Source organism: Nannocystis sp. (assembly GCF_016714285.1).
Classification (GTDB): Bacteria; Myxococcota_A; Polyangia; order Nannocystales; family Nannocystaceae; genus Nannocystis.
On the sequence record NZ_JADJNN010000008.1, the window covers coordinates 137,974 to 164,933 of the forward strand.

Genomic DNA, 26,960 nt, shown 5'->3' on the forward strand with positions numbered 1-26,960 from the left:
GTCAGGGGATCGCGAGCAGGAGGTAGGGGTCGCCGGGGGTGGCGATCGGGTCGGCCTCGACCGGGGGATCCTCGCTGAGATCGAAGCTGCGCAGGCGGGGGTTGTCGGTGGCGGCGTCGCCGACCCACAGGAGCTCGCCGACGCGCTCGATCGCCTTGTCGCGGGCGGTGAGGCCGGGGATCAGCTTGTGCGCGCTCGGGGCTTGCTCGCCCAGGCGGACGCGGAAGACGGCGGCGGCCGGGTAGTCGCCGTCGGTGGCGAGGAGGTCGATGCTGGTGGCGTCGGCGGCGACGCTGAAGCCGATCGGATCGAAGCCGTCGATGCCGGCGGCGGCGAGCACCGCGGGGTCGACCGCCCAGCTGGATGTCCCATGGGCCAGGTCGACGCGCTCGATGCCGGAGGTGAGGACGAGGATGGTGTGGCCGCTCGGGTCAGCGGGGTCGAGGCGGGCCTGCTTGGGCCAGGGGCCGAGGAGGGCGATCGCCTGCTCACCGGGGGTGCTCGGGTCGACGTCGATCGGCTCGCCGGTGCCGAGGTTCATGGCGACGAGGTAGCTGAGGTCGACGGGGTTGAAGTTGACGAGGCGCTGGACGCCGACGAACAGGGCCTCGCCGCAGGTGAAGGCGAGGCCGGGCTCGGGGCTGCCGTCGCGGTCGGCGAAGTCGATCAGGCTGAGGGCGTCGACCTTGGCCTCGGCGGCCGGGAGGTCGAGGTCGTAGACGGGGAGCTGCGCGCTGGCGAAGGCGGTGAGGTGGGCGCGGCCGTCGGGGCCGAAGGCGAGGGCCTGCGGGTTGGGGTCGGCGACGCCGTCGACGCTGACCATGAGCGTGGGCTTGGCGGCCCAGGTGTCGCCGTCGAGGATGTCGAGGCTGTTGAAGCCGAAGCGGCCGATGATGACCAGCTTGCCGTCGCCCCACGCGAGCGCGGAGTCGGCGGGGGCGGGCGCGATGTCGGGGGTGAGCTTGTTGCTGGCGAGGTCGAGGACGTGGACGCTGGCGGGGTCCATGAGGTTGTTGGTGAGGATCGCCAGGCGGGTCGCGGTGGTCGGGCCGAGCGCGCAGGGGGCGTCGAGCTCGATGACGGGGGCCGGGTCGCCGGTGGTGGCGGTGTCGGTCGTGGCGTCGGTGCTCGTCGGTGCGGTGGTGGGCGCGCTGGTCTGGCTGGTTTCACCTGTGCTTTCGGACATGTCTGTTGTGCCAGCTTCGGCGCTGTCGCCGGTGCCGTGACCGGTGTTGGTGTGGCAGGCGGAGAGGAGGAGGAGGACGGGGAGGGTGGGGCGGAGCATGGATCAGGTCTCGTGGCGGGCCGGGGCGTCGAGCTCGACGCGGAGGGTGGTCCACAGGCTGGTGCCGGGGAGCGGGTAGAAGAAGAAGTCGGAGACGGGGACGGTGATCGCGGGGGCGCCGGCGATCGGCGGGCGCCAGGTGGTGGTGCGGAGGTTGAAGAGGTTGCGCACCTCGGCGGCGAGGTGGACGCGGCGGGCGAGGTGCAGCTCGACGGCGAGGCCGTGGAGGGCGCGGCTCGGGACCTCGTAGCGGCCGCTCGGGTCGAGGAAGGTGCGGGCCGCGTAGTCGAAGCTGTAGACCAGGCGCGGCTCGAGATCGGTGCGCCTGGCCTTGAAGACATGTCCGAAAGAACCTTGCGCGAACAGCTCGTGGCGCGGGCGACCGGGCAGGGGCTGGCCGCGCTGGGAGGGGTCGTCGCCGAGGTTGACGGGGGCGAGCAGGGTGTAGTTGGCGGACAGGCGGATGTCGCCGCGGAGCAGGCGGAGCGCGGCGCTGGTCTCGAAGCCGGAGACGCGGGCGCGGGCGACGTTCACGGGGCGCAGGCTGGGACCGGCCTGCTGCCACTGGATCAGGCGGTCGCTCCACGTGACGAAGCCAGCGGCGTGGGCGTAGAGGGATGTGCGGGCGCGGGTGAGGTCGAGGATGAAGCCGCCGTCGAGGCTGCTGCCGCGCTCGGGTCGCAGGCCCTCGTTGCCGACGATGTAGCCGCGGTCGCCGAACAGCTCGAGCAGGCTCGGGGGACGGAAGTAGCGGCCGCCGGCGAGGCGGAGGGAGAGGCCGTGGACGAGGCCGAGGCGGGCGGCGAGGCGCGGGCTGGCGCCGAGCTCGAGGTGGTCGGCGCCCTGGTCGTTCTGCTCGCCGCTGCCGGCGGGGACGGCGAAGCGGCTGCGGAGGACGTCGAGGCGGACGATCGGCTGGAGGTGGAGACGATCGCCGGCGAGGTGTTGATCGAGCTGGAGGCCGAGGCCGAGGTTGACGCGCTGGCGGTTGCTGTCGCCCTGGGGCGGCGTGAGCAGGCGCTGGTCGACGCGGCTCCACTCCTGGCGGGCGTCGGCCATGGCGAGCAGCTGGGCGCCGCGCCACAGATCGAGGGTGAGGCGCGGCGAGAGGTAGAGGTCGAGGTTCCGGGTGCGCTGGTCGTCGACCCCGAGGCCGACCTCGCCGAGCGGGTCGCGGTAGCGGGTGCGCTCGACGGCGAAGCCGGCGACCAGGTCGACGTGGCCGGGGCGACCGCCGTCGTCGCCGAGCTCGCGGCGCACCCGGGCGACGCTGCGGGCGACCAGAGTGTCCAGCCTGGTGGCACGCGCCTGCTGGCCGGTGGCGAGGCCGGGGATGCCCTGGTGCTTGTTGAGCAGCAGCTCCTGGACGCTGTAGCGCCACGCGCCGGCGCGGCCGTGAACGGCGAGCTGGGCGAGCAGGCGGTCGTAGTCGTTGTTCTGGCGCCGCTCGTTGTGGTCGTCGCGGGGGTCTTGCAGGGTCTCGCCGAGGTTGTGGAAGTTGAAGTCCCCGGTGGCGCCGGCGTGGCCGATGCGGAGGTCGAGGCAGGGGCCGCGGCGGCGCGGGGCGAGCGGGAGGGAGGTGCTGGCGCGGGCCTCGCTAGCGCCGAAGGAGCCGAGGCCGAGGACGGCGCCGAAGCGGCGGCGGGTCGGGTCGCAGCGCAGGTCGCTGCCGAGATCGAGGGCGCCGCCGATCGCCGCGCCGCCGTACGCGACCGGGACCAGGCCGCGGTGGATCGTGACGCGGCCGAGGCTGTCGAGCGGGAGGTCGCCGAGGTTGACGACCCCGCCGCTGCCGCCGACCGGGACGCCGTCGAGGAAGACCGACACCTGCTGGGCTGAGGAGCCGCGCAGCGAGAGGGCGGAGAACTGGCCGAGGCCGCCGAGTGAGCGCACGGTGGCGCCGGCGCTGCGACCGAGCAGCTCGGGCAGGCCGTCGGCCGGGCGGGCGCCGGTGGGGTTGGCGAGCTCGATGCTGGTGGCGAAGCCGGGGCTGGCGGCGTCCTGCCGGCGCTGGGCGTCGAGGCCGTCGCCGCGGCCGTGGGCGACGACGGTGCGGTAGGGCGGGCTGGTCTTTGGGACAGGCTGGGTTGGGCTGGTCTTTGGGACAGCGGGGCTGGTCTTTGGGACAGCGGGGCTGGTCTTTGGGACAGGTGGCGCGAGGGCGCGGAGCTCGCGGGTGGTCAGCAGGGCGGCCGCGCAGGCGCACGCAGGCGCGAGGCGCACGCAGGCGACACGTATCGCGAGCCGCACGTAGGCGACGCGAATGAAGCTGCGGCGCCCGTGGGCGCGCGAGGGCGTGGGGATCTTGGGGACGATGGCGAGTGAACTCCCGTCTCACCGAGGTCGTCCGCGCCGGTGGGCGCAGGGACCTGCCGCCTTGTCAGGGCGGGGGAGCGCAGGGCAGGTCTCCTGGCTAAAGGGTCATCCTCGATCGACGCCTTCCCACGGTCCTGCGGGTGCAGGAGCTCGCAGTGGCTGCGTGTCGATCTCGTCGCCTCTCACAGTGGCGGGAGCCGCGTCGGTGTTGCACCGACTTCCCTCTTTCGCGTCCTGGGCCCTGGGCCCGGGACGACCGTGCGCTCGAGTCTGTTTGTCAGGGAACGGCGCACTTGTCGCTCGCAAGCGCGCGCTTGTCAACGACGCACGCGCGGACTTGCTGGGATTCTCACGCGCGCATGCGTACGGGGACGGAGAAACGTGCTGGCTGGCCCGTGGGAGCCGACATTAGTGGCATTTCGAGTGAGGATCGGACCCGGGTCGGACCTGTGGCGGGTTGCAATACCCACAAAACAAAAATAAGGTCAGTAGATGAGAAACGCGCTCTCTGCTTCCTGTATTTTCATCACCGCGTTCGCCACCGGGTGTGGCGACGACAAGGCCGGGGACGAGGCGGGCGGCACGACGGAGGCCGCGAGCACGAGCGGCGGTGAGGACCCGACGACCGGCGAGCCCTTCGTGCCGTTTCCGGCGCGCGGCGGGATCGTGATCACGGCGGTCGAGGCCAACCCGGGGGTGGCGGTGCCGATCGGGAAGGAGGGCGCGCCGGTCGGCGGCAAGGACCGCACCTCGTATATCCCGAAGGGCCGCGACACGCTGATCCGGGCCTTCGTCGACGTGCCCGACGATTGGACCCCGCGGCCGATCGAGGCGCGCCTGATGCTGAGCGGCGGAGGCGTGGACCAGACGCTGCAACAGACAGTGACGATCAGCGAGGACTCGTTCGTGGGCGACCTGACCTCGACCTTTTACTTCGGCGTGCACGCGGACGTGATCGTGCCGGGGCTCAAGTACCAGATCGAGCTGTGGGAGGCGGCGCCGGGCCAGGAGGGGCTGCCCGAGGCGCCGACGCCGGTGGCGCTCAAGGACGGGCCGGGCCCGGTCGGGGTGGAGTCGGCCTTCACCGAGATGCGCGTGGTGTTGGTCCCGATCGACTACAGCTACGAGAGCTGCAACCAGAAGGTCGATGGCGAGGCGCAGCGCAAGGCCTTCGAGGACGCGCTGTTCCAGCAGAACGGCATCGCGTCGCTCGAGCTCGAGGTGCACGCGCCGTACAAGGTCGACTACGACATGGTCAGCTTCGGCGGCCTGAGCCAGCTGGTCAACGAGATGAGTCAGCTGCGCACGGTCGAGGCGGCCGACGACAACGTCTACTACTACGCGCTGTTCGACAGCTGCCACGGCTGCATCGGCGACGGCGGGATCCAGGGCGGGTGCACGGTCGGGCTCGCGGCCGACATCACCGGGCCCGATCCGGGCGACGCCCACTGGCGCGCCGCGGCCGGGCAGCTCATCGGGAACGCGGCCGAGACCTTCGTCCACGAGATCGGACACACGCAGGGGCGGCAGCACGTGTACTGCGCCGGCGCTGGCGTGCAGGCGCAGGGCACGGATCCGACTTATCCCCACGAGGACGGGCGCATCGGCGTGTGGGGCTTTGGCGTCCGCGACTACAAGCTGCGCCATCCGACGGCCAACTCGGACTACATGAGCTACTGCGGGCAGGTCTGGGTCTCGGACTGGCAGTGGAACGCGACATACAACCGCATCGTGACGCTGAGCCAGTGGGAGAAGTCGGGCGCGGGGCAACCGGCGGGCGCCGGTGGCGGCGTGCTCATCGCCGCGGTCGACCCCGACGGCAAGCAGATGTGGTGGACCGGCCCCGGCGGGCTGAGCTCGTCGCGCGAGGCGAGCGCGACGCACTCGGTGATCTTCGAGTTCACGGACGGCGAGGTCGAGGCGCAGGCGCAGGTCAGCGTGCGCCCGCACTACGCGACCCGGAACATCGTCGCCGCGTTGCCGGCGGGCTTCGACGAGCGCGAGCTCGTGAGCGTGAAGCTGCGCGACGAGCAGGGTGAGCGCCGCGTGGAGGCGGCGGCGATCCGTCGCCTCCACCACCCGGATCGCCTGCGAGACGCGCGCTAGGCGGCGATGTCCGCGAAGTCGCGGGATCTCCCCGGGGGCGGTCGCGGCTGCCCCGATCGGGCCCTGATCGGGCCCGTGTCGCCGTGCTAGGCAGCGCAGGCGACTTGGGATAGCCTCTAGGCCGGAGCTGGAGAAAGCCAGATGCTCGACTTCCCGATCGCAGAGCTCATCACCCCCGAGGAGCAGGTGGCCGTCGCCCGTGCCGTGGCGATCATGGCCTCGCGCGACAACCAGGTCTCGGACAGCGAGAAGCACTTCGTCGAGGAGCTGATGGGCCAGATGATGCTGCTCCCCGAGGAGCGCGATCTGGTGCGTCGGGAGTTCTCTACGCCGAACGACTTGATGCAGGTCGCTCGCGCCGTGCAGCACCGCGAGGCTCGCCTCTTCCTCTTTTACCAGGCGGTCTGCGCGGCGCTCGCCGACAACAAGCTTGTCGATGGCGAGATGGACGCGTTGCTGTCGCTCGCGGACGCCTTCAACTTCCAGACCGAGCACGCCAAGGGCTTCATCCGCTGGGTCCGCGACAGCCTCGAGCTGCGTGACCGCGGGCAACAGCTGCTCGTCGAGATGTGAGCCGCGGGGATCGCTTCCTTGAGCGTTGCGAGGGGCTCGCGGCGCTGGGTTGTGCTCGCGTCGGCTCGGGCGATGGTGCGAGGCGCCGGGATCGGCCCGCAGGGCGGCGAGCGAGGTTTCCAGGGACTTGCGTTGGCGCGCGCAGGCCCGCATACTCCGCCGCCCATGGCTCGCGTCACCGTCGAAGACTGCCTCGAGAGAATCCCCAATCGCTTCGCGCTCACCATCCTCGCGGCCCGGCGCGCGCGGGCCCTGCTCGAGAATCGCGGCACGCCGCTGATCGACTGCGAGAACAAGGGGGCCGTCACCGCGCTGCGGGAGATCGGGGCCGGGTCGGTGCGCTACAACGAGGATGTCGCCGAGGTGATGACCGAGTTCATCGAGGAGCAGCGGCAGAAGCTCAAGCTCACCAGCAGCGACAACACCTTCCTCGAGGCCGCCGCCTTCAGCGTGATCGAGGGCGAGGAGGCCGATGAGGAGGGCGACGTGATCCCCGAGCTCTCGGCCGACTTCGAGAAGGTGGGCCTGGCCCCCGTCGAGACGACCGACAGCGACGAGCCGGTCGACGTCGAGGACGCCGACACCGAGGAGGAGGCCCCGGCCGACGACGAGGAGGCCGACCTGGTCGCCGCCGCCGACATCGACGACGAGGCCGCTGGTCTCGAGGATCTCGACGCTGGCCTCGAGGACGAGGTCGAGCCCGTAGAGGCCGAGGACGAGGAATAGTGGGCGCCAGGTCGCGCCGCCGCCTGGTCGGCGTGGCCGGCGGGCTGCTGTTGTGCGGGTGCGTCGACAAGGCGCCGCCGCCCCTGTGGCCCGCGCCGCCGCCCCCGGCGGTGGCCGAGTTGCTGGGTGATCCAGAGCAGCGGCCGTCGCCTCCTGGGGTCGCGGTGGTCGGGGCGTCTTCGCTGGCGGGGCCGCCGAGCAAGCTCGACCAGATGCCGGGCAGCAAGGCCAGTGTCCTCGAGCCCCCCAAGGCTCCGAGCGCGGGCCAGGGCGATCCGGCCACGTCGCCGCGACCGGTGCCGGGCCACCGCTAGCCGTGGTTTTGCCGCCGCGGTCGGCCGCGCCTGTGCTAAGGCGGGGTCGCGCCATGACTCCGCCGTTTCGAAAGATCCTGGTCGCCAATCGCGGTGAGATCGCCCTGCGGGTGTTTCGGACCTGCGCCGAGTACGGCATCCGCACCGTCGCCGTCTACAGCGACGCCGACCGCGACGCCCTGCACGCCCAGCAGGCTGACGAGGCGGTGCACATCGGGCCGGCGCCGTCGGCCGAGAGCTACCTGCGCGTCGACAAGATCCTCGCCGCGGCGCGGGCCACCGGCGCCGAGGCGATCCACCCGGGCTACGGTTTCCTCAGCGAGCGGGCCCACTTCGTCGAGGCGTGCCGCCAGGCGGGTGTGGTCTTCATCGGCCCCGACGTGCGGGCCATGGAGGTGATGGGCGACAAGATCGGCGCGCGCAAGGCCATGGCTGCGGCCGGCGTGCCGGTGGTGCCCGGGGTGAACGACCTCGATTCGATGGCCGCCGTCGAGGCCGCCGCGCGCTCGATCGGCTTCCCGGTGATGCTCAAGGCCTCGGCGGGCGGCGGCGGCAAGGGCATGCGCATCGTCCACGAGGCCAGCGAGCTGCGCCGCGCCTACGAGGGCGCCGCGCGCGAGGCGAAGGCCGCCTTCGGCGACGACCGCATGCTGATGGAGCGCGCCGTGCTCGCCGCGCGTCACGTGGAGATCCAGCTGATGGCCGACCGCCACGGCGGCTGTGTCTACCTCAACGAGCGCGACTGCTCGGTGCAGCGCCGGCACCAGAAGGTCATCGAGGAGAGCCCGAGCCCGAGCCCGCAGATGACCCCAGCGGTGCGCGCGGCGATGGGCGAGGTGGCGGTGCGCGCGGCCCGGGCGGTCGACTACTGCGGCGCTGGCACGGTCGAGTTCCTGTTCGAGGAGCACCCCGAGGGCCCGCGCTTCTACTTCCTCGAGATGAACACTCGCCTGCAGGTCGAGCACCCGGTCACCGAGGCGACCTGCGGCCGTGACCTGGTGTGGGATCAGATCCGCGTCGCCGCCGGGCAGCCGCTCGGCTACTCGCAGGCCGACGTGGAGCTGCGAGGCCACGCGATCGAGTGCCGCCTCTACGCCGAGGATCCCCACCGATTTCTGCCGAGCCCGGGCGAGCTCCGGCGCCTGCGCTGGCCGGTGGGCGCCCACATCCGCATCGACAGCGCGGTCGCCGAGGGCAGCGTTGTGTCCAACTTCTACGACCCGATGATCGCCAAGCTGACGGTGTGGGGACCCGATCGCCCGAGCGCCCTCCGACGCATGCGTGAGGCGCTGCGCGAGACGGTCGCGCTGGGCATCGCCACCAACCTCGGGTTTCACCTGCGCGTGCTCGCCGAGCCCGACTTCCTCCGCGGCGACTTCTCGACCCGCTACATCGAGCAACATCCAGCGCTGACCGCCGAGCTGCCGATCGCCGAGGCCGAGAGCCAGGCGATCGCGGCGGCGGCGGCGGTGCACGCGGCGGCCGCGGTCGGCCGGGGTGGCGTCGCAGCGTCTGGCGCTGTTTCTGCGGCTACTTCGCCGTGGCGTCGCGCCGTTGGCTGGCGTCGGGCGTGAGCCAGCCGCCGGTGACGCGAGGCCTGGCGGCGTGGATCGACGCGAGCGATCGTGGCAAAACCCCGTCCCGTGGCAACGGCGACTCGGGTCAAGCACACCAAATTTATCTTCGTCACCGGGGGCGTGGTCTCCTCGCTGGGGAAGGGGCTGTGCGCCGCGTCGATGGGAGCGCTGCGCGAGGCTCGCGGCCTCAACATCGGGCTGCAGAAGCTCGACCCGTACCTCAACGTCGACCCGGGCACGATGAACCCGACGCAGCACGGCGAGGTGTTCGTCACGGATGACGGCGCCGAGACCGACCTCGACCTCGGGCACTACGAGCGCTTCGTGTCGCACCGCATGACGCGGCACAGCAACTACACCTCGGGACAGATCTACGAGTCGGTGATCCGCAAGGAGCGTCGCGGCGAGTACCTGGGCCAGACGGTCCAGGTCATCCCCCACGTCACCAACGAGATCCGGGCCAGCATCCTCGCCGCCTCGGAGGGCCTCGATCTCCTCATCGTAGAGATCGGCGGCACGGTCGGCGACATCAAGAGCCTGCCCTTCCTCGAGGCGATACGGCAGCTGCGCCTGCAGCTGGACGCACGCGACACCGTGTTCGTGCACCTGACGCTGCTGCCCTTCATCAAGACCGCCGGCGAGATCAAGACCAAGCCGACCCAGCACTCGGTCATGAAGATGCGGGAGATCGGGATCCAGCCGGACATCCTGGTCTGCCGCACCGAGGAGCCGATCTCGCGGGCCACCCGCGACAAGCTGGCGATGTTCACCAACGTGCGAGCCGACAGCGTGATGTCGTTGCCCGACCAGGACACGATCTACAAGGTGCCCCTGGTGCTCCACGGCGAGGGCCTCGACGACAAGATCTGCGAGTTGCTCAACATCTGGTCGCGCGAGCCCAAGCTCGACGAGTGGAAACGCATCGTCCACACGCTCGAGAACCCGCGCCAGCGCGTCAGCATCGGCGTGGTCGGCAAGTACGTCGACCTCGCCGAGAGCTACAAGAGCCTGCACGAGGCGCTGATCCACGGCGGCATCGCCAACAACGCCGCGGTCGAAATCGTCTACGTCGACGCCGAGCAGGTCCAGGCCGGCGGCGCGGACGTCCAGCTCGGTCGCCTCGGCGGTGTGCTGGTGCCCGGCGGCTTCGGCGAGCGCGGCAGCGAGGGCAAGATCGCCGCGATCCGCTTCGCCCGTGAGCGCAAGATCCCGTTCTTCGGCATCTGCCTCGGCATGCAGATGGCGGTCTGTGAGTACGCCCGCAGCTTCGCCGACCTCCCGGGGGCGCACAGCAGCGAGTTCGACCCGAACCTCGACGGCGCCGTGATCGCTCTGATGGCCGAGCAGCAGAGCGTCACCGAGAAGGGCGGCACGATGCGCCTCGGCGCCTACGACTGCGAGCTCGCGCCCGGCAGCTTGGTGGCCAGGATCTACGGCAAGTCTCGCATCTCGGAGCGTCACCGGCATCGCTTCGAGTTCAACAACCGCTACCGCGAGCGCCTCGAGCGCGCCGGCCTGCGGCTCTCGGGCGTCTCGCCGGACGGTTCGCTGGTCGAGATGATCGAGCTTGCGCCCGAGACCCACCCCTTCTTCGTCGGCTGCCAGTTCCATCCGGAGTTCAAGAGCCGCCCGACCGCGCCGCACCCGTTGTTCACGGCCTACATCGCGGCGTCGCTGCAGTATCAGCGCACGCGCACCTGAGGCGCCCGCGGGCGCGGCGGTGGCGATGCCGCGCGGGACCGATCTCCGCGGCGCCACAAATCCCGCAAGTAACGCCGTACTGCCGGGCAAGCCAGGTGTTTGAGCCTTGGCCCGGTTGTTGCTGCTCTGGTACCGTGGTGGCTCAGCGAGGCGAGTTCCATGGCACTGCACATGCGTCAGGACATCCGGATGAGCCAGCAGCTCGTCATGACGCCGCAGCTGCAGCAGGCGATCAAGCTCCTGCAGCTGTCGCGGATGGAGCTCAGCGACCTGGTGCGCGACGAGCTGATGGAGAACCCGCTGCTCGAGGAGGCGCAGGAGCTCGGGACCACGGTCGAGGAGCCGGTCTCCTCGGTCGAGCTGCAGGACGCCGTCGACCAGCCCAGCGAGACCGCGCCGGAGCCGACCAGCCCGAGCGAGCCGCTCAAGGCCGATGAGCCGCCGAAGGACAGCGTCGACTGGGAGGTCTACGCCGACAGCACGCCGTTCACGCCGGCCACGGGCGGCGGCGAGGGCGACGAGCAGCCCTCCTTCGAGGCCACGCTGACGCGCGCCGAGACGCTGCCCGAGTACCTGCTGTGGCAGGTGCGGCTGTCCAACTACAGCGAGGCCGACGAGGAGATCGCCGAGTATCTGGTCCGCAACCTGTCGCCCGCGGGCTACCTGATGGACGGCTCGACCATCGCCGTGGCGCGCAAGCTCGGCTACTCCACGCTCAAGGTCGAGGGCGTCATCCGCCGCCTGCAGCAGCTCGACCCCTTCGCGATCCTCGCGCGCAACCTGGCCGAGTGCCTGTGGGTGCAGGCCCACCACCCCGAGCACCCGATCGAGGATCCGCTGGTCCTGGCCATCATCGCCAAGCACCTGCACAACCTCGAGATCCGCAACTACCCGGCCGTCGCGCGCGACACCGGGGAGGCGCTCGAGGAGGTCTACGAGGCCACCAAGGTGATCCAGCACATGGACCCGCGGCCGGCCCGCGCCTACAGCTCGGAGGCCGCGCAGTACATCACGCCGGACGTGTACATCGTCAAGGTCGCCGAGGACTTCGTCGTCAGCCTCAACGAGGAGGGCGTGCCCAAGCTGCGCATCAGCGCGATGTACCGCGAGGCGATGGGCGGCCACCCCAAGGCCAAGGACTACATCCACGAACGCATGCGCTCGGCGCAGTGGCTCATCCGCTCGATCCAGCAGCGGCAGCGAACGATCCTCAAGGTTACCCGCAGCATCCTCAAGTTCCAGCGCGAGTTCTTCGAGCGCGGCGCGCAGCACCTGCGCCCGCTGATCCTGAAGGATGTGGCCGAGGACATCGAGATGCACGAGTCCACGGTGTCGCGGGTCACGACCAACAAGTATGTCCACACGCCGCAGGGAATTTTTGAGCTGAAGTACTTCTTCAACGCGGGGATCAGCCGCACCACCGGCGACGATCTGGCCAGCGAGGCCGTCAAGACCCGGATCAAGAAGCTGATCGACGCCGAGGACGCTGCCCACCCGTACAGCGATCAGAAGCTGGTGGAGTTGCTCGAGCAGGAGGGTATTGACATCGCGCGGCGAACGGTTGCCAAGTACAGGGAGCAGCTCCGTGTGCTCTCGAGCTCGAAGCGCCGCAAGCTGTTCTGAAGTCCCCTCACCAAGAAGGTGCCGCCGATGCAGACCCACTTCGTGTTTCGCCAGATGGAGTCCTCCAACGCCCTGCGGGGCTACGCAGAGGAGCGCCTGGAGAAGATCAAGCGCTACTTCGCCGACCCGCTGCGGATCAGTTGCACGTTCAGCGTCGACAAGATCATGCACAGCGCCTCATTCGACGTCACGCTGCGCAACGGCCTCCAGCTCCACGCCTCGGAGGCGACGGAGAACATGTACTCCTCCGTCGACATGGCCCTGGCGAAGATGGAGCGGCAGGTCCGGCGCTACAAGGCCCGGATCAAGCACCACAAGGCTGATGAAGGCCGCACCGCCAAGGTCAAGCTCGGGGTCATCGCCGCCGAGAGCGTGACCGACCGGCACATCGAGGAGGACGAGGCGCACCTCCCCGCCGCGAACAACCACGCGGCCACCCACGAGTCCGCCGCGCCGCCCGAGAGCTCGCCGCACATCATCCGCCAGAGCGAGTTCCACGCCGAGCGCATGACGGTCCACGCCGCGATCATGCAGATGAACCTGCTGCACAAGCAGTTCTACGTGTTCACCAACGCCGCCAGCGGCAGCATCACGATCGTCTACGCGCTCGAGGACGGCAACTTCGGCCTCATCGAGCCGCAGCCCGAGGGCCAACAGGGCCAAGGGCCAGAGGCCAATAGAGGCCAATAGAGGGCCACGGCAGGTGCCGCGGCAGGCGCCACGGACGGGCCAGTCGACGCGTGGTAGGACCAGGCCCGTCGCCGCGGGCGCAGCGGACGCGCGCAGGAGCTTCGATGCGGGGCCCTGGCGTGTCCGCCTGCTGGTATGCTCGCGACGATGCGCCGTGAAGCCTCCATCGAGGTCAGCCGATTGCTCGAGGCCTCGTCGGAGACCTTGCACCTCACGCTCCTGTCGGACTGGGGCTCGCTCGACCGCAAGATCGCCCACATGCGGATCCAGAAGCCGGGCCTCGCCCTGTCCGGCTTCGTCAAGCACGTCTACCCCGACCGCATGCAGATCCTCGGTCTGACCGAGATCGACTATCTGTTGTCGACCCCGCGCGAGGTCGTCGACGCCGGCCTCGAGGCTTATTTGCAGCGGCCGATCTGCGCTCTGGCGATCACCCGCGGGCTCGACCCGCCGGACTTCCTGATGGACGCGGCGCGCCGCCACGGCGTGCCGGTGCTGCGCACCTCGCTGATGAGCTCCACCTTCATCTCGCGACTGGTGCGCAGGCTCGAGGAGCTGCTCTCGCCGCGGGCCACGCTGCACGGGGTGCTCATCGACGTGCTCGGCGTCGGCCTGCTGCTCATCGGCCGCAGCGGGGTCGGCAAGAGCGAGGCGGCGCTCGACCTCATCCTCAAGGGCCATCGCCTGGTCGCCGACGACATCGTCGAGGTCACGGTACGCGCGCCCGACACGGTGTGGGGCTCGGCGCTGGAGATGCACCAGCACCACATGGAGATCCGCGGGATGGGCATCCTCAACATCACCCACCTGTTCGGGGTCGCCGCGGTCCGCGACAACAAGAAGATCGAGGTCGTCGTCGAGCTCAGCGAGATCCAGGAGGACGACTACGATCGCCTCGGCACCGAGCAGCAGGTGTGGCCGATCCTCGGCGTCGACGTGCCGCTGGCCCGCATCCCGCTGCGGCCCGGTCGCAACATCGCCTCCTTGATCGAGGTGGTCGCGCGCAATCAGCTGCTCAAGTACCGCGGCCACGACAGCGCCCGCGAGTTCCAGGAGAAGATCAACGCCCGCATCGCCGCCAGCGCCCGTGGCGTGGCGATCCGTGGCACTGGCACGATCCCCCCGCGGGCCGACGTCCCGGTCGCCCAGCCGCGCCAGAACTCGCAGGCGATGCCGATCCCGGAGGTTGAGTAGGGTGGAGCTTCTGGTCGTCACGGGCATGAGCGGCGCCGGCAAGTCGACCGCCCTCGCGGCGCTCGAGGACCTCGGATTTTACTGCGCCGACAACGTGCCCGTGCCGCTGCTGCCGCAGCTCGCCCAGCTGCTCGCGCAGACCGACGCCGAGCGGCGCACCGCGGTCGGCGTCGACGCCCGCGAGGACTCGCTGCTGCGCCACTTCTCCGGCGTCCACCAGCAGCTGCTCGCCGCTGGCCACCGCGTCGAGATCCTGTTCCTCGACGCGCCCGACGACGTCCTGCTGCGCCGCTACTCCGAGACCCGGCGCAAGCACCCGATGGGCGAGCTGCCGGCCGCGATCCAGCGCGAGCGCGAGCTGATGACGGCCTTCCGCGCGCGCACCACCGCCACGATCGACACCGGCACCCTCCGCGCCCGCGAGCTGCGGCACATGATCCGCGACCGCTACGGCAGCGACGGCGGCCTGCTGCACCTGGTCCTGATGTCCTTCGGCTTCAAGTCGGGCATCCCGAGCGTCGCCGACATCGTCTTCGATCTCCGCTTCCTGCAAAACCCCTACGACGTGCCCGAGCTGCGCCCCCGCACCGGCCTCGACGCCCCGGTCGCCCGCTACGTGCTGGATCAGCCCGACGCCCAGACCCTGCTGGATCACCTCGAGGCCCTGCTGCGCTTCGTCGTGCCGCGCAGCGTGCGCGAGGGCCGCTCCCATCTGACCGTTGCGCTCGGCTGCACCGGCGGGCAGCATCGTTCGGTGGCGATGATCCAAGCCCTCGCCGATCGCCTGCAGTCGCCGGCTGGTGGTGAGCCGCTGACCCGGCCGCCGCCGCGGATCGTGGTGCGCCACCGTGAGCTGTCCGCGGAGACGGGCAGCGATCACGCGGGCGAGCCGACGGGCGAGGGGAGGGCAGGGTATGGAGGAGTCACAGACCGTGGCTGATGCGTCTCAGGGGGTGACCGTCGGGGTGGTGCTGGTCGGGCACGGGCGCAGCGCCAGCGCGCTGCTCGGCGCGGCCGAGGGCATCGTCGGCGACGCGCTCACCGGGGTCGTCGCGGTCGACGCGGGCGCGGGCGAGGACGCCGACCTGCGCACCCGTATGTGCGCCGCCGTCGTGGCCGCCGACCACGGCGCCGGCGTGCTGCTGATCGCCGACATGTTCGGCGCGAGCCCCTGCGCCTGCGGGATCCGCATGGCCGAGGGCCACCCGCTCGCGGTCCTGGCCGGCTTCAACCTGGCGATGCTGCTCAAATTGGCCACCCTCGACCGCCGCACGCACACGCCCGCCGAGCTCGCTGAGGCCTGCGGCGCCTCGGCCCGCCGGGCGATCACCGTGACCTCCCCGAAGCCTCCGCAACCCCCCCAGCACGCTGCAAGCAAGGAGCCCGCATGAGCAAGCCGCGGATGAACGGCGAATTTGAGATCGTCAACCCGCTCGGACTGCACGCCCGCGCGGCCAGCAAGTTCGCGTCCATGGCCAACAAGTACAAGGCCGACGTGTGGATCTCGAAGGACGGCACCGAGGTCAACGCCAAGAGCATCCTCGGCGTGCTCATGCTGGCCTGCTCGCAGGGCAGCACGATCGGCCTGCGCTGCGAGGGCGTCGACGCCGACAAGGCCTACGACGCCCTCTCGAAGCTCATCTCCAGCGGGTTCGGCGAGCTGTGAACGACGGGCCCGACGGCGGCTCGGGCTTCTCCGGCCTCTACAAGGTGGCCGCGTTGCGCATTCGTCGCGACCTCGAGGGCGCGGCGGCCAGCCCCGGCGTCGGCATCGGCCCGGCCTACGTGGTCGACCGCCGACGCGTGCACGTGCCGCGCACCAAGATCGAGCGCGAGGAGGTCGAGGCGGAGATCCAGCGCTTCCACGAGGCGCTCCGCAGCTGTCGCCAGCAGCTCGAGCAGATCAAGGCCCGCCTGCCGCACGGAGAGCACCGCCAGATCCTCAAGGCGCAGCAGATGATGCTGCGCGACCCGGACCTCATCCTCCACACCGAGACCATCATCCGCGAGGAGCTGGCCAACGCCGAGTGGGCGCTCACCGCTACCACCGACCAGATCATCGCCACCCTCGAGAACGCCGACGACAAGTACTTCCGCGAGCGCGGCAGCGACATCGCCTTCCTCACCGAGAACGTGCTGCAGGCGCTGCTCGGCGACCACCCGGACGAGCTCGACCCCCCGACCGGCAGCGTCGTCGTCGCCCACGACCTGAGCCCGGCGGACACCGCCCGCCTGCACCGCTGCCACGTCGTCGGCATCATCACCGGGGTCGGCGGCCGCACCTCACACAGCGCCATCATGGCCCGCTCGCTGCAGATCCCCGCGGTGGTCGGCATCGAGGACATCCTGGCGATCGTCGACTCGGGGGACCTCGTCGTCGTCGACGGCGTGCACGGACACGTCATCGTCCGCCCCGAGGCAGAGGAGGTCGCCCACCACGCCGGTCAGCGCGACCGCTACAACGCCTTCGAGCAGAAGGTGCGCAAGGAGCACGCCTTCCCGGCGATCTCCACCGACGGGCTGCACGTCACCGTGCGCGCCAACCTGGCGATCAGCGAGGAGCTGGACCTCGCGCTGCGCTACGGCGCCGAGGGCGTCGGTCTGTACCGCAGCGAGTACATGTTCATGAACCGCGACGCCCTCCCCACCGAGGAGGAGCACTACCGGACCGCCAAGCTGGTGCTGCACCGCTGCGCGCCCTACCCGGTGGTGTTTCGCACCTTCGACCTCGGCTCCGACAAGTCGAGCGAGCTGCTGGACTTCGAGCAGGAGAACAACCCGGCGATGGGCATGCGCTCGCTGCGGCTGGCGCTGCGCGAGCGCGGCATGTTCCTCGCCCAGCTGCGGGGGCTGCTGCGCGCCGGGGTCCACGGCCCGCTGGCGATCATGCTGCCGCTGGTCGGCAGCGTCGACGAGCTCGAGGCCGGCCTCGAGGTGATCGAGGAGGCGCGCGACCAGCTCGCCACCGCCGGCATGGCCCACTCGGAGGACCTGGCGATCGGCATCATGGTCGAGACCCCGGCCGCCGCGCTGATCGCCGACATCCTGGCCCGCCGCGTCGACTTCATCAGCATCGGCACCAACGACCTCATCCAGTACACCCTGGCGATCGACCGCGAGAACGAGGCCGTCGCCTACCTCTACCAGCCGCTGCACCCGGCGATCCTCCGCCTCATCAAGTCGGTCGCCGAGGCCGGCGCGCGCAACCAGGTGCCCGTCAGCCTGTGCGGTGAGATGGCCGCCGACCCGCGCTACACCTGGGTGCTCATCGGCCTCGGCGTCACCGAGCTGTCGATGCACCCGAGCGCCATCCCGGTGATCAAGAACATCATCCGCTCGTCGACCTCGGCCGAGATGAAGGCGCTGGCCGAGCGCGCGCTCCAGGCCCAGTCGGGCCGCGAGGCCGAGGATTTGGTGTTCGCGGCCATGCACGCCCGCTTCCCGGAGCACCTGCTCCACGGCGGCGGCCAGAACAGCGGCGGAGATCCGACCCCGTGAGCCCGGCCCACGCCACGCCGGGCGCCTGTCCCGTGCGCCAGGTGTATGCGGCGGGCGCCGGTCCCGTGCGCCAGGTGTATGCGACCGCCTGTCCCATGCGCCAGGTGCGAAGGGACCTGTCCTCGCGGTCAGGTAGGCGCGCGTGAGGGATCCGGGCTTCTCGCTCAGCCTCCGGGACGCCTCGCGCCTGGTCGAGCTCTCCTTCGGCCGCGTCTTCCTCCGCGACCACGGCCCGGCCGCCCCCGCCGCGCCCGGTGGGCCGCCGGTGCTGCTGTTGCACGGCCTGCTGGTGACCAGCCACAGCTTCACCCGCCTGATCCCCGAGCTCGCCAGCGACCACCGCGTGCTCGCGCCTGACCTGCCTGGCTGCGGCGACAGCGACCGCCCGCCGCCGGTGCTGTGCGCCGACTACAGCCCGCGCTGGCTGGCCGCCGCGCTGCAGGAGCTGCTCGATCGCCTCGGGCTCGCGCAGGTCGACCTCGTCGGTCACTCGTGGGGCGGGGCGATCGCCGTCTGCCTCGCCGACGCCGCGCCCGCGCGGGTGCGTCGCCTGGTCCTCGTCGACCCGACCCTGTTCGCCATGCCGGTGCCGATCGAGGGCCGCCTGGCGACGGTGCCCCGCATCGGCCCTTACATGTTTCACAACATGTACCGCCGCAACGAGCTGCGCCGCTACCTCGGCCGCGCCTTCTCCAGCGAGCGGCTGGTCGACGAGGCCGACGTCGACATCTACTGGGACCGGCTCGCGCGCAGCGGCGGGCGCGAGGCGGCCCACGCGATGCTCATGCAACTGCTCGGCGCCGACACCATGGCGGGCATGCTGCCGCGGATGCGCGCGTTGACTGCTCCGACGCTGGTCGTGTGGGGTGACCGCGACGGCATCGTCCCGCGCGAGCACGCCGATCGCGTCGCTGCCGCGATCCCCGGGGCGACGCTGCGGTGGCTCGAGGGCTGCGGCCACACGCCGCCCGAGGAGCAGCCCGAGGCCCTCGCCGCGCTGCTGCGCCAGCACCTGGACGGCGCCGGCGTGGGCGCCTCCGCCCATCCCTGATACCCTCGCTCGCGGTGCGTCTCGCCCGACCGACGTCGCCTCGCCGGGCCCGGCCAACGCCGCGCTGGCTGTGGCTGTGCTCGGCGCTGTGGCTGCTGCTCTGCTGCCTGTCCCCGGGGACAGCCGCCGCCAACAGCCGCGACCTGAAGTGGAAGACGCTGACCACCGAGCACTTCCAGATCCACTACTACGCCGGCGCCGAGGCGGCCGCGGATCGGGCCGCGATGGTGCTCGAGCGGGCCCACGCGCGCCTCAGCGTCGGCCTCGGCCACAGCCCGAGGATCCGTACCCACGTCGTGATGACCGACGCCACCGACTCGGCCAACGGCCGGGCCACCGTGTTCAGCTTCCCGCGCATCGACGCCAACGTCACAGCCCCCGACTCGCTGTCCGTGCTCGAGAGCTACGACGACTGGCTCGACGCCCTGCTCAGCCACGAGTACACGCACATCGTCCACAACGACACGATCCACGGGCTGCCGCGGGTGCTCAACACGATCCTCGGCTTCGGCGTGATCGGCCGGGTCTGGCCGCCGAACGGCCTCCAGCCGCGCTGGGTGCTCGAGGGCCTGGCGACCTACGAGGAGTCGCGCCTGACCAGCCAGGGCCGCCACCGATCGACGCAGTTCGACATGATGCTGCGCATGGCCGTGCTCGAGCAGGGCTTCCCGACGCTCGACCGCATCTCCGCGCCGGCCACGATCTTCCCGCAGACGACCACCGTCTACCTCTACGGCCTGCACTTGATCCACTACCTCGGCACCCGCTACGGCCACGACAAGCTGCGCGAGCTCAGCCACCGCTACGGCGGCCGGGCGATCCCCTACAGCCTGAACCGCACCGTGCAGGAGGTCTATGGCGTCGACTTCCAGCAGCTCTGGCAGGACTTCCAGCTCGACATCACCCGGCGCTTCGAGGCCCAGGCGCGGGCGATCCGCGGGCGAGGGATCCGCGAGGGTCGACGCCTCACCTTCTCCACCGCCAGCGAGGCCTCGAGCTTCAGCCGCCACCCGACCTGGTCGCCCGACGATCAGTACCTCTACTTCTACGAGGACGACGGCCACAGCAACCCTGGCGTGCGCCGGATCGCCGCGCGCGGCGGACAGATCCGCGAGGGCATCGGCGTCGGTCGCCAGGGCATGACCCGCGGCATCGAGCGCGTCATCGAGGCCCAGGGTTCGTGCACGCCGAACCTCGTGCCGGGCTCCGGCGGCGACATCGTGTTCGAGCAGGGCAACCTGCACGACCTCCGCTACAGCTGGAACGAGCTGTTCCTGTGGCACCCCGCCGACCCCGACGCCCAGGCCGCCCGTCAGAGCCCGGGCGAGCTCATCCAGCTGACCTCCGGCCTGCGGGCGCGCGACCCCCACGTCAGCCCCGACGGCCGCAGCGTCGTGTTCATCCGCAACGACATCGCCCAGTCGCGGCTCGCCTTCCTCGATCTCCCGACCCGCGAGGTCCGCGAGCTTGCCCCGGCTGGCCGCGTCGAGCAGCTGTACAGCCCGCGCTTCTCGCCGGACAGCCGCAGGGTCGCCTTCTCGGCGCACCGCGACGGCTATCGCGACATCTACATCCACGATCGTGACACCGGCGCCCGCGAGCGGGTCACCGCCGACCGCTTCCTCGACATGTCGCCGACCTGGACCCCCGACGGCCGTTACCTGCTGTTCGCCAGCGACCGCGACGATGTCTTCAACATCTACGCCTATGACCTCGAGGCCGGCCGGGTGCAGCAGGTGACCAACGTGATCGGCGGCGCCTTCGACCCGGTGGTCAGCAACGACGGCCAGCGCCTGGCCTACGTCGGCTTCTCCTCCACCGGCTACGACCTGTGGGTGATGAAGCTCGACCCGGCCGAGTTCTTCACGCCGCTGCCGATCTCCGAGGACCTGCCGCAGGCCGACGACCCGACCCCCGAGTTGCCGGCCCTGCACCGCCGGGCGCCCTCGCTGCGCGCCCGTCGCTACCAGCCGATCCGCACCTTCTTCCCGCGGGTCTTGCTGCCGGCCTCGTTCGACTTCGGCAACAGCGGTCAGGGCGTCGACCTCGGCCTCAAGCTCGACATCGCCGACGTCGTCGGCTTCCACAGCCTGAGCGCCAGCTTCCGCGACTACCTCCGCTACCGCGAGCCGGTCGGCGCCGTGAGCTACAGCTACAGCCAGCTGCTCCCGACCTTCAGCCTCGCCTTCGTCCGCGACCTGAGGGTCTACGACGACCGCGGTGTCCGCTACAACTACGACCACGCGTCGCGCGACGGCGTCTTCGAGCCCTACCTGCTCACCGGCTACCGCGAGCGCCAGACGGTGGTGCGCGCCTCGGTGTCGGTGCCGATCGTCCGCCACGCGATCCACAGCGCCAGCGCAGCCGCGACCTACGAGTTCTCGCGGCTGCGCGACCTCAACGAGGATCGCGAGGCGATCGACCCCAACGCGCCGACCTCGGTGCCGCCCGCGGTCGGCGATGTCGGCAGCCTGAGCCTGTCGCTGCGCTACGACAACCTGCGCAGCGTCACCTACGGCTACGCCAGCGAGACCGGCCGCCACGCCGCGTTCAACCTGTCGATCGTCGACCGTCACCTCGGCGGCCAGTACGGCGACATCAAGGCGTCGGCGAGCTACGGCGAGCGGATCCGCATGCCCTGGCGCGGTCATCAGGTGCTCGCGCTGCGCCTCGGCGGCGGCGCCTCGGCCGGCGGCCTCGGTCGCCTCGGGGCCTTCCGCCTCTATGGCACGCCGCTGCCGAACCGCGTGATCCAGGACTTCCTGCTGCGCAGCCCCTTCGCCGAGGCCGGCACGCTCCGCGGCTTCGTCCCCGCGGGCACCGCGGGCGCCTACTACCTCGTGCTCAACGTCGACTACCGGATCCCGCTCGCCGACGTCGAGCGCGGCATGGGCTCGCTGCCGCTGTTCATGCGCCGCGTCACCGCGATCCCCTTCCTCGACTACGGCGGCGCCTGGTCCGGGAGGCTCACCCGCGACCTGCTCAAGGTCGGCGCCGGCGCGTCGCTGGTGTTCTCGTTTCGCCTCGGCTACCGCGAGACCATCGACCTGTTCCTGACCTACGCCCACGGCTTCGATCCCACGATCGGCGGCGATCTGCTGCGCGTGCTGGTCGCCCGCAGCTTTTAGGCGCCCGCCGCAGGCCCAGGGAGGGCCGAGGAGCAGCGTGCGGCTCGCTGCCGGGGGCGACCCGCCGGGGCCGTACCGGGCCCGCCGGGCGTGTTAAGCTGGCGCCCGCGTGCCCGTCCTCCGCCTCGCACTCGCGTTCCTGGCGCTGCTGCTCGGGCTGGCGCCGCGCGAGGCGGCCGGCAACAGCCGCGACCTGAAGTGGCGCACGCTGCAGACCGAGCACTTCAACATTCACTACTACCAGGGCAGCGAGGACGCGGCCTCACGCGCCGGGATGCTGCTCGAGCGGGCCCACGCGCGGCTCACCGTCGGCCTCGGGCACGCGTCGTTCCTGCGCACCCACGTGACGCTCGTCGACAGCACGGACGAGGCCAACGGGGTCGCCAACGCGGTGCCGTTCCCGCGGCTGCAGGCCAACCTCACCGCGCCGAATTCGATGTCGGTGCTCGAGAGCTACGACGACTGGCTCGACATCCTCCTGACCCACGAGTACACGCACGTGGTCCACCTGGACACGGTGCACGGCATCCCGCGCCTGGTGAACGCGGTGGTCGGCTTCGGCGTGCTCGGCAAGGTGTGGTCGCCGAACCTGATCCAGCCGCGCTGGATGGTCGAGGGCCTGGCCAGCTACGAGGAGTCGCACCTGACCTCGATGGGCCGCCACCGTTCGACGCAGTTCGACATGATGCTGCGCATGGCGGTGCTCGAGCACGGCTTCCTCCCGCTCGACCGCGTCTCGAGCGGGGCCAACGTGTTCCCGCACGGCACCTCGGCCTATCTCTACGGCCTGCACTTCATGCACTACATCGCCGCCCGCTTCGGCGAGGACAAGCTGCGCGAGCTGAGCCACGTGTTCGGCGGCCAGGCGATCCCCTTCGCGATCAACCGCGCGATCGAGAAGGTGCTCGGCGTCGACTGGCATCAGCTGTGGCAGGAGTTCCAGCTCGACCTGACCCGCCGCTTCGAGGGCCAGGCCCGGGCGATCCGCGCCCGCGGCATCCGCGAGGGCCGGCGCCTGACCTACCAGACCAGCAGCTCCGCCTCCGGCCAGTTCAACCGCCACCCCTTCTGGTCGGCCGACGACCAGCACGTCTACTTCTATCAGGACGACGGCCACAGCAACCCCGGCATCCGCCGCATCCGATCGACCGGTGGTCGCATCCGTGAGGGCATCGGCGTCGGCCGCCAGGGCATGAACCTCGACATCGAGCGCGTGGTCGAGGTCCAGGACGCGGCCTCTGGATCGTTCATCCTCGGCACCCAGGAGATGGTCTACGAGGTCTCGCACCAGTACGACTTCCGCTACTCGTGGAACGACCTGGTGCTGTGGCGGGGCGGCGACCGCAACAACGTCGAGTCGCTCACCCGCGGCGCCCGCAGCCGCGACCCGCACGTCGCTCCGGACGGCCGCACGGTCGTGTTCTCGCGCAACGACGCGGCCCAGTCGCGGCTCGCCTTCCTCGACCTGAACACGCGGGTGATCAGCGAGGTCACGCTGGGCGACGATCGCATCGCCCAGGTGTTCTCGCCGCGCTGGGCCCCCGACAGCCGGCGCGTCGCCTTCTCCGGCTGGCGCGAGGGCGGCTATCGCGACATCTACGTCTACGACCGCGAGTCGCAGCAGACCACGCGGATCACCGCTGACCGCTTCCTCGACACCGAGCCCTGCTGGACCCCGGACGGCGCGTACATCCTGTTCGCCAGCGATCGCGACGACGTGTTCAACATCTACGCCTACGAGGTGGAGAGCGCGCGGGTGCAGCAGGTCACCAACGTGATCGGCGGCGCCTTCGAGCCGGTGGTCAGCAACGACGGCCAGCGCGTGGTGTACATCGGCTTCTCCGCGCAGGGCTACGACCTGTGGGTGATGAAGCTCGACCCGGCCGAGTTCTTCGCGCCGCTGCCGGTGACCGACGACTTGCCGGCCATCGACGATCCGACGCCAGCGCTGACGCCCGGCCAGGAGCGGCCGCTGTCGCCGCGGAGCCGGCGCTACCAGCCGATCCGCACCATGTTCCCGCGGACCCTGCTGCCGGCCGTGGCCGACATCAGCTCGTCGCTGTTCGGCACCGAGATCGGCGCGACCTTTCAGGTCACGGACGTGCTCGGCTTCCACGCCCTCACCGCGCGCGGCGGCTACACGACGGCCTTCCACGCGCCGGTCGGGTCGGTGGCCTACAACTACAGCCAGCTGCTGCCGAGCTTCGGCGTCGGCTTCGGCCGCGCCTTCGCCCAGCGCAACGGCTTCCAGCGCTACAACTACGACAGCCCCGAGGGCGAGTCCGGCTACCGGGTGAGCGGCTACCGCGAGCAGGTGACGCGCTTCAACGCCAGCATGAGCGTGCCGGTGATCCGCCACCCGATCCATAACGCGAGCGCGCGGGTCGAGTACAACTACAGCCACTTCAAGAACCTCGACGCCGCCGATCCGGTCGACCCCAACGCGCCGGCCTCCCAGCAGCCCGAGGTCGGCGGCCTCGGTCAGGTCGACCTCGCGTTCAACTACGACAACCTGCGCACGGTGAAGTTCGGCTACGGCAGCGAGACGGGCCGCTCCGCCGGCGCGCGCCTGTCGATCGTCGACCAGCACCTGGGCGGCCGCCTCGGCGACCTGCAGGTCAGCGGCAGCTACGCGGAGGTCATCCGCATGCCGTGGCGCGGGCACCAGAACCTCGCGCTGCGGATCGTCGGCGGGGCCTCGGCGGGCGGTCTGGCTCGCCGCGGGGCCTACTACGTCGGCGGCTACTCGCAGCAGGAGGACGTGATCCGCACGCTGCTGGTGCGCGACCCTTACAGCGAGGCGGGCGTGCTGCGCGGCTTCCAGCCCGGCGCCTTCGCGGGCCGCTACTACGCCGTCCTGAACGGCGAGTACCGCATCCCGATCGCCGACGTCGAGCGCGGCGTCGGCACGCTGCCGCTGTTCATGCGCCGCATCACCGCGATCCCCTTCGCCGACCTCGGCGGGGCGTGGAGCGATCGCTTCACCCGTCAGGCGCTCAAGTGGGGCGTCGGCGCGTCGCTCGTGCTGTCGTTCAAGGTCGGCTACCTCGACAGCATCGACCTGTTCCTGCAGTACGCCCACGGCTTCGACACCAAGTACGGCCTCGACACCTTCCGGGCGATGGTCGCGCGCAGCTTCTAGCGCGGCCGCGACGCGCCTCATGAGGCGCCGGCGCTGCCTTGCCGGATCGGCGATCTGGCGCACGCTTGTGGGTCGGAAGAGAGGTACCCATGACCAGCACCACTCCGATGCCTGCCGCCGCCGACTTCATGAGCCGTACGGTTCACACGCTGCGGCCCGAGGCCGAGATCAGCGACGCCGTCGGCGTGCTGACCCGCTACCTTTGTTCTGGCGCCCCGGTGCTCGACGCAGAGGGCGGCATCCTCGGCGTGCTCACCCACGAGGGCTGCATGCAGGCCCTGTCCGGCGCGGTGTTCAACGGCGAGGAGCCTGGCCGCGTCGCCGATCACATGGCCCGCGAATTTGCGGTCGTCGAGCCCACGGCCGACCTGTTCCGTGTGGTCTCGATGTTCAGCAACCAATGCGGGCGGCGCGTGCTGGTCATCGACGGCGGGCGCGTCGTCGGCATCGTGACCCGCTCCGACACCTTGCGCGCGCTTCATCAGCTGCGCCAGCCTCGCACCAGCGACATCACGATCGAGTCGGTGGCGCTCGGCTGGTCCGCGCTTACGCCCTGATCGCCCGGTATCGCGTGGCCGACGCACGAACACCCCGCGCCAGAGACCTGGGCGGGGTGCCGAACGGGGAGCGCCCCCGGGGAGTATGCGAGCGACCGGCGGCGATCAGCCGGCGCTGCAGTAGAACTCGACGTCCGCGGCCTTCTCCATCTTGAGCTTGTCGCACGCGGTGCCGCACAGGCGGATGCCGGTGTAGAGGCCCATGCCGTCGTCCTCGTAGACCCAGCCGTTCTCGGTGTTGCAGTCCATGACGTGGGGGATCTCCATCATGGCGATCTTCACCTTGGTCTCGTCGGGGAAGCCCGGCTGCGACTCGAGCGGGATGAAGCACGACAGGGCGTCGGCCGCGATCGCGTCGAGGGCGGCCTTGAGCTGGATCTGGTTGACCGCGTTGTAGAACTTCTCGTTCGGGTCGTCCTTGGGCTTGCCGCCGTCGACCGCGAGCTCATTGAGCTTCTGGTAGGTGTTGGTGGCGTTGGGGTTGCCGTCCTGGGCGTTGTCGCTGACGACGTCCTTGGTGTCGATGCCGACGACGTAGGTCGCGATGTTGTCGTTGGCCAGGGCGTTCTGGACGATGGTGTGCAGGTTCTGGTCGTAGCTCTCGAACAGCGGCGGGGGCTGGGCCCCCATCGCGCAGTTGGCCGCGCCGTCGGTGACGAGCAAGATCGCGGCGGGCACCTGCGGGTCGAGGGTCTTGAGGTGGTTGAGCGCCGCGGTGATGCCGGACGCGGTCGGCGTGCCGCCCTTGAGCAAGGTGTCGCCGGCCTGCGGGATGCCGTTGAGGATCGCGTCCTTGTTCTTCGCCGCGACCGGGATCTCGACGTTGGCGTTGACGACGCAGGCGGAGGCGTCGTACTTCTGCTGGGCGGCGGTCGACGGGAACAGGTTGGCGCCGAAGTTGATCGAGTCGTTGTAGTCGGTGACGACCAGCTGAACGACCTGGTAGAGGCTGTTCCAGCGGGTGATCTTCGGCGTGTTGGGGTCGGCGTCGTGGTCCCACAGACCGGACGGGTTGGCGACCATCGAGCCCGACTTGTCGAGCACGAGCATGATGTTCGGCGGGATCGGCATGAGCGTGGCCTTGATCTCCTCGCAGGGCGGACCCCCGGTGCTCGAGCCGCTCGGATCGGTGGTTGCGGTCAGCTCGGTGGTGCTACCGACCGGGCTCGTCGTGCTCGCGTCGGTGGTGGGCGTGTCGGTGGTGGCCGTGTCGGTGGCGCCGCCGCTGCCGCCGGTGGCATCGGTGGCGCTGCCAGTGGGGGCGGCCTCGGTCGTGTCCCCGGTGGTCAGGGGCACCGTGGTCAGCGAGGTCGCGGTCTGGGTGGTCGTCTGGGACTCGGTGCCGGACCCGTTGTCGCCGCACGCCAGGGTTAGAAGAGAGGTCGCAAGGATCAGGGAAACCGACGCGATTCGCATGGCCATACTCCGTAAAGCTCGTGTCTGTAGAACCCCGCGACTATACAGCACCGCTATCGCCGC

20 protein-coding genes and 1 riboswitch are annotated in these 26,960 nt (G+C 70.6%); of the genes, 17 read left to right on the forward strand and 3 right to left on the reverse strand.

Annotated elements, in window-relative coordinates:
* Nucleotide 1 precedes the first annotated feature (1 nt).
* On the reverse strand, nt 2-1,285 hold the full coding sequence (locus IPJ59_RS15735; protein WP_293272341.1) for a hypothetical protein: 1,284 nt from the start codon (nt 1,283-1,285) through the stop codon (nt 2-4).
* 3 nt (nt 1,286-1,288) lie between these two features.
* The gene (locus tag IPJ59_RS15740; protein ID WP_293272342.1) at nt 1,289-3,508 is read right to left on the reverse strand and encodes a TonB-dependent receptor plug domain-containing protein; all 2,220 of its coding nucleotides are present in this window, start codon (nt 3,506-3,508) and stop codon (nt 1,289-1,291) included.
* Between the two features lie 159 nt (nt 3,509-3,667).
* Nucleotides 3,668-3,877, reverse strand: a riboswitch (cobalamin riboswitch).
* 216 nt (nt 3,878-4,093) lie between these two features.
* Here IPJ59_RS15740 and IPJ59_RS15745 point away from each other — a divergent pair.
* The 17 genes from IPJ59_RS15745 to IPJ59_RS15825 all read left to right on the forward strand — a co-directional run bounded on the left by IPJ59_RS15745 (nt 4,094) and on the right by IPJ59_RS15825 (nt 25,481).
* The gene (locus IPJ59_RS15745) at nt 4,094-5,707 is read left to right on the forward strand and encodes a hypothetical protein (RefSeq protein WP_293252114.1); all 1,614 of its coding nucleotides are present in this window, start codon (nt 4,094-4,096) and stop codon (nt 5,705-5,707) included.
* A gap of 141 nt (nt 5,708-5,848) precedes the next feature.
* Nucleotides 5,849-6,280 (forward strand): tellurite resistance TerB family protein, encoded by a 432-nt coding sequence (locus tag IPJ59_RS15750; protein WP_293252116.1) that lies wholly within the window; start codon nt 5,849-5,851, stop codon nt 6,278-6,280.
* 165 nt (nt 6,281-6,445) lie between these two features.
* The gene (gene rpoZ / locus IPJ59_RS38700; protein ID WP_293252118.1) at nt 6,446-7,006 is read left to right on the forward strand and encodes a DNA-directed RNA polymerase subunit omega; all 561 of its coding nucleotides are present in this window, start codon (nt 6,446-6,448) and stop codon (nt 7,004-7,006) included.
* Complete coding sequence (locus IPJ59_RS15760; RefSeq protein WP_293252120.1) at nt 7,006-7,320, forward strand: hypothetical protein; 315 nt, start codon at nt 7,006-7,008, stop codon at nt 7,318-7,320. The genes rpoZ and IPJ59_RS15760 overlap by 1 nt, the downstream gene beginning before the upstream one ends.
* A gap of 53 nt (nt 7,321-7,373) precedes the next feature.
* The gene (locus IPJ59_RS15765) at nt 7,374-8,894 is read left to right on the forward strand and encodes an acetyl-CoA carboxylase biotin carboxylase subunit (protein WP_293272343.1); all 1,521 of its coding nucleotides are present in this window, start codon (nt 7,374-7,376) and stop codon (nt 8,892-8,894) included.
* A gap of 69 nt (nt 8,895-8,963) precedes the next feature.
* Nucleotides 8,964-10,598 (forward strand): CTP synthase, encoded by a 1,635-nt coding sequence (locus tag IPJ59_RS15770; RefSeq protein ID WP_293272344.1) that lies wholly within the window; start codon nt 8,964-8,966, stop codon nt 10,596-10,598.
* A 159-nt stretch (nt 10,599-10,757) separates the two neighbouring features.
* On the forward strand, nt 10,758-12,221 hold the full coding sequence (rpoN, locus tag IPJ59_RS15775; protein WP_293272345.1) for an RNA polymerase factor sigma-54: 1,464 nt from the start codon (nt 10,758-10,760) through the stop codon (nt 12,219-12,221).
* A 27-nt stretch (nt 12,222-12,248) separates the two neighbouring features.
* The gene (gene hpf, locus IPJ59_RS15780; RefSeq protein ID WP_293272346.1) at nt 12,249-12,911 is read left to right on the forward strand and encodes a ribosome hibernation-promoting factor, HPF/YfiA family; all 663 of its coding nucleotides are present in this window, start codon (nt 12,249-12,251) and stop codon (nt 12,909-12,911) included.
* 147 nt (nt 12,912-13,058) lie between these two features.
* Nucleotides 13,059-14,105: an HPr(Ser) kinase/phosphatase gene (hprK, locus tag IPJ59_RS15785; protein ID WP_293252130.1), complete on the forward strand. Its 1,047-nt coding sequence runs from the start codon at nt 13,059-13,061 to the stop codon at nt 14,103-14,105.
* Nucleotide 14,106: 1 nt separating this feature from the next.
* A complete protein-coding gene (gene rapZ / locus IPJ59_RS15790; protein WP_293252132.1) occupies nt 14,107-15,045 on the forward strand; it encodes an RNase adapter RapZ in 939 nt (312 codons plus the stop codon).
* Complete coding sequence (locus IPJ59_RS15795) at nt 15,038-15,496, forward strand: PTS sugar transporter subunit IIA (protein WP_293252134.1); 459 nt, start codon at nt 15,038-15,040, stop codon at nt 15,494-15,496. The genes rapZ and IPJ59_RS15795 overlap by 8 nt, the downstream gene beginning before the upstream one ends.
* Nucleotides 15,493-15,771: an HPr family phosphocarrier protein gene (locus tag IPJ59_RS15800; RefSeq protein ID WP_293252136.1), complete on the forward strand. Its 279-nt coding sequence runs from the start codon at nt 15,493-15,495 to the stop codon at nt 15,769-15,771. The genes IPJ59_RS15795 and IPJ59_RS15800 overlap by 4 nt, the downstream gene beginning before the upstream one ends.
* Complete coding sequence (ptsP, locus tag IPJ59_RS15805; protein ID WP_293272347.1) at nt 15,768-17,603, forward strand: phosphoenolpyruvate--protein phosphotransferase; 1,836 nt, start codon at nt 15,768-15,770, stop codon at nt 17,601-17,603. Before IPJ59_RS15800 ends, ptsP begins: the two co-directional genes overlap by 4 nt.
* A gap of 142 nt (nt 17,604-17,745) precedes the next feature.
* On the forward strand, nt 17,746-18,654 hold the full coding sequence (locus IPJ59_RS15810; RefSeq protein ID WP_293252140.1) for an alpha/beta fold hydrolase: 909 nt from the start codon (nt 17,746-17,748) through the stop codon (nt 18,652-18,654).
* A gap of 14 nt (nt 18,655-18,668) precedes the next feature.
* Complete coding sequence (locus tag IPJ59_RS15815; protein WP_293272348.1) at nt 18,669-21,782, forward strand: hypothetical protein; 3,114 nt, start codon at nt 18,669-18,671, stop codon at nt 21,780-21,782.
* Nucleotides 21,783-21,891: 109 nt separating this feature from the next.
* Complete coding sequence (locus IPJ59_RS15820) at nt 21,892-24,924, forward strand: hypothetical protein (protein WP_293272349.1); 3,033 nt, start codon at nt 21,892-21,894, stop codon at nt 24,922-24,924.
* Nucleotides 24,925-25,013: 89 nt separating this feature from the next.
* A complete protein-coding gene (locus tag IPJ59_RS15825; RefSeq protein WP_293252146.1) occupies nt 25,014-25,481 on the forward strand; it encodes a CBS domain-containing protein in 468 nt (155 codons plus the stop codon).
* Nucleotides 25,482-25,586: 105 nt separating this feature from the next.
* Here the strand turns inward: IPJ59_RS15825 and IPJ59_RS15830 are convergent, their stop codons facing one another.
* On the reverse strand, nt 25,587-26,897 hold the full coding sequence (locus tag IPJ59_RS15830; protein ID WP_293272350.1) for a vWA domain-containing protein: 1,311 nt from the start codon (nt 26,895-26,897) through the stop codon (nt 25,587-25,589).
* Nucleotides 26,898-26,960 lie beyond the last annotated feature (63 nt).

Coding starts and splice junctions, on each gene's coding strand:
- IPJ59_RS15825 (WP_293252146.1), top strand. CDS start 25,014: ATGACCAGCACCACTCCGATGCCTGCCGCCGCCGACTTCATGAGCCGT.
- IPJ59_RS15765 (WP_293272343.1), top strand. CDS start 7,374: ATGACTCCGCCGTTTCGAAAGATCCTGGTCGCCAATCGCGGTGAGATC.
- hpf (WP_293272346.1), top strand. CDS start 12,249: ATGCAGACCCACTTCGTGTTTCGCCAGATGGAGTCCTCCAACGCCCTG.
- IPJ59_RS15800 (WP_293252136.1), top strand. CDS start 15,493: ATGAGCAAGCCGCGGATGAACGGCGAATTTGAGATCGTCAACCCGCTC.
- IPJ59_RS15735 (WP_293272341.1), bottom strand. CDS start 1,285: ATGCTCCGCCCCACCCTCCCCGTCCTCCTCCTCCTCTCCGCCTGCCAC.
- IPJ59_RS15745 (WP_293252114.1), top strand. CDS start 4,094: ATGAGAAACGCGCTCTCTGCTTCCTGTATTTTCATCACCGCGTTCGCC.
- rpoN (WP_293272345.1), top strand. CDS start 10,758: ATGGCACTGCACATGCGTCAGGACATCCGGATGAGCCAGCAGCTCGTC.
- IPJ59_RS15830 (WP_293272350.1), bottom strand. CDS start 26,897: ATGCGAATCGCGTCGGTTTCCCTGATCCTTGCGACCTCTCTTCTAACC.
- rpoZ (WP_293252118.1), top strand. CDS start 6,446: ATGGCTCGCGTCACCGTCGAAGACTGCCTCGAGAGAATCCCCAATCGC.
- IPJ59_RS15750 (WP_293252116.1), top strand. CDS start 5,849: ATGCTCGACTTCCCGATCGCAGAGCTCATCACCCCCGAGGAGCAGGTG.
- hprK (WP_293252130.1), top strand. CDS start 13,059: ATGCGCCGTGAAGCCTCCATCGAGGTCAGCCGATTGCTCGAGGCCTCG.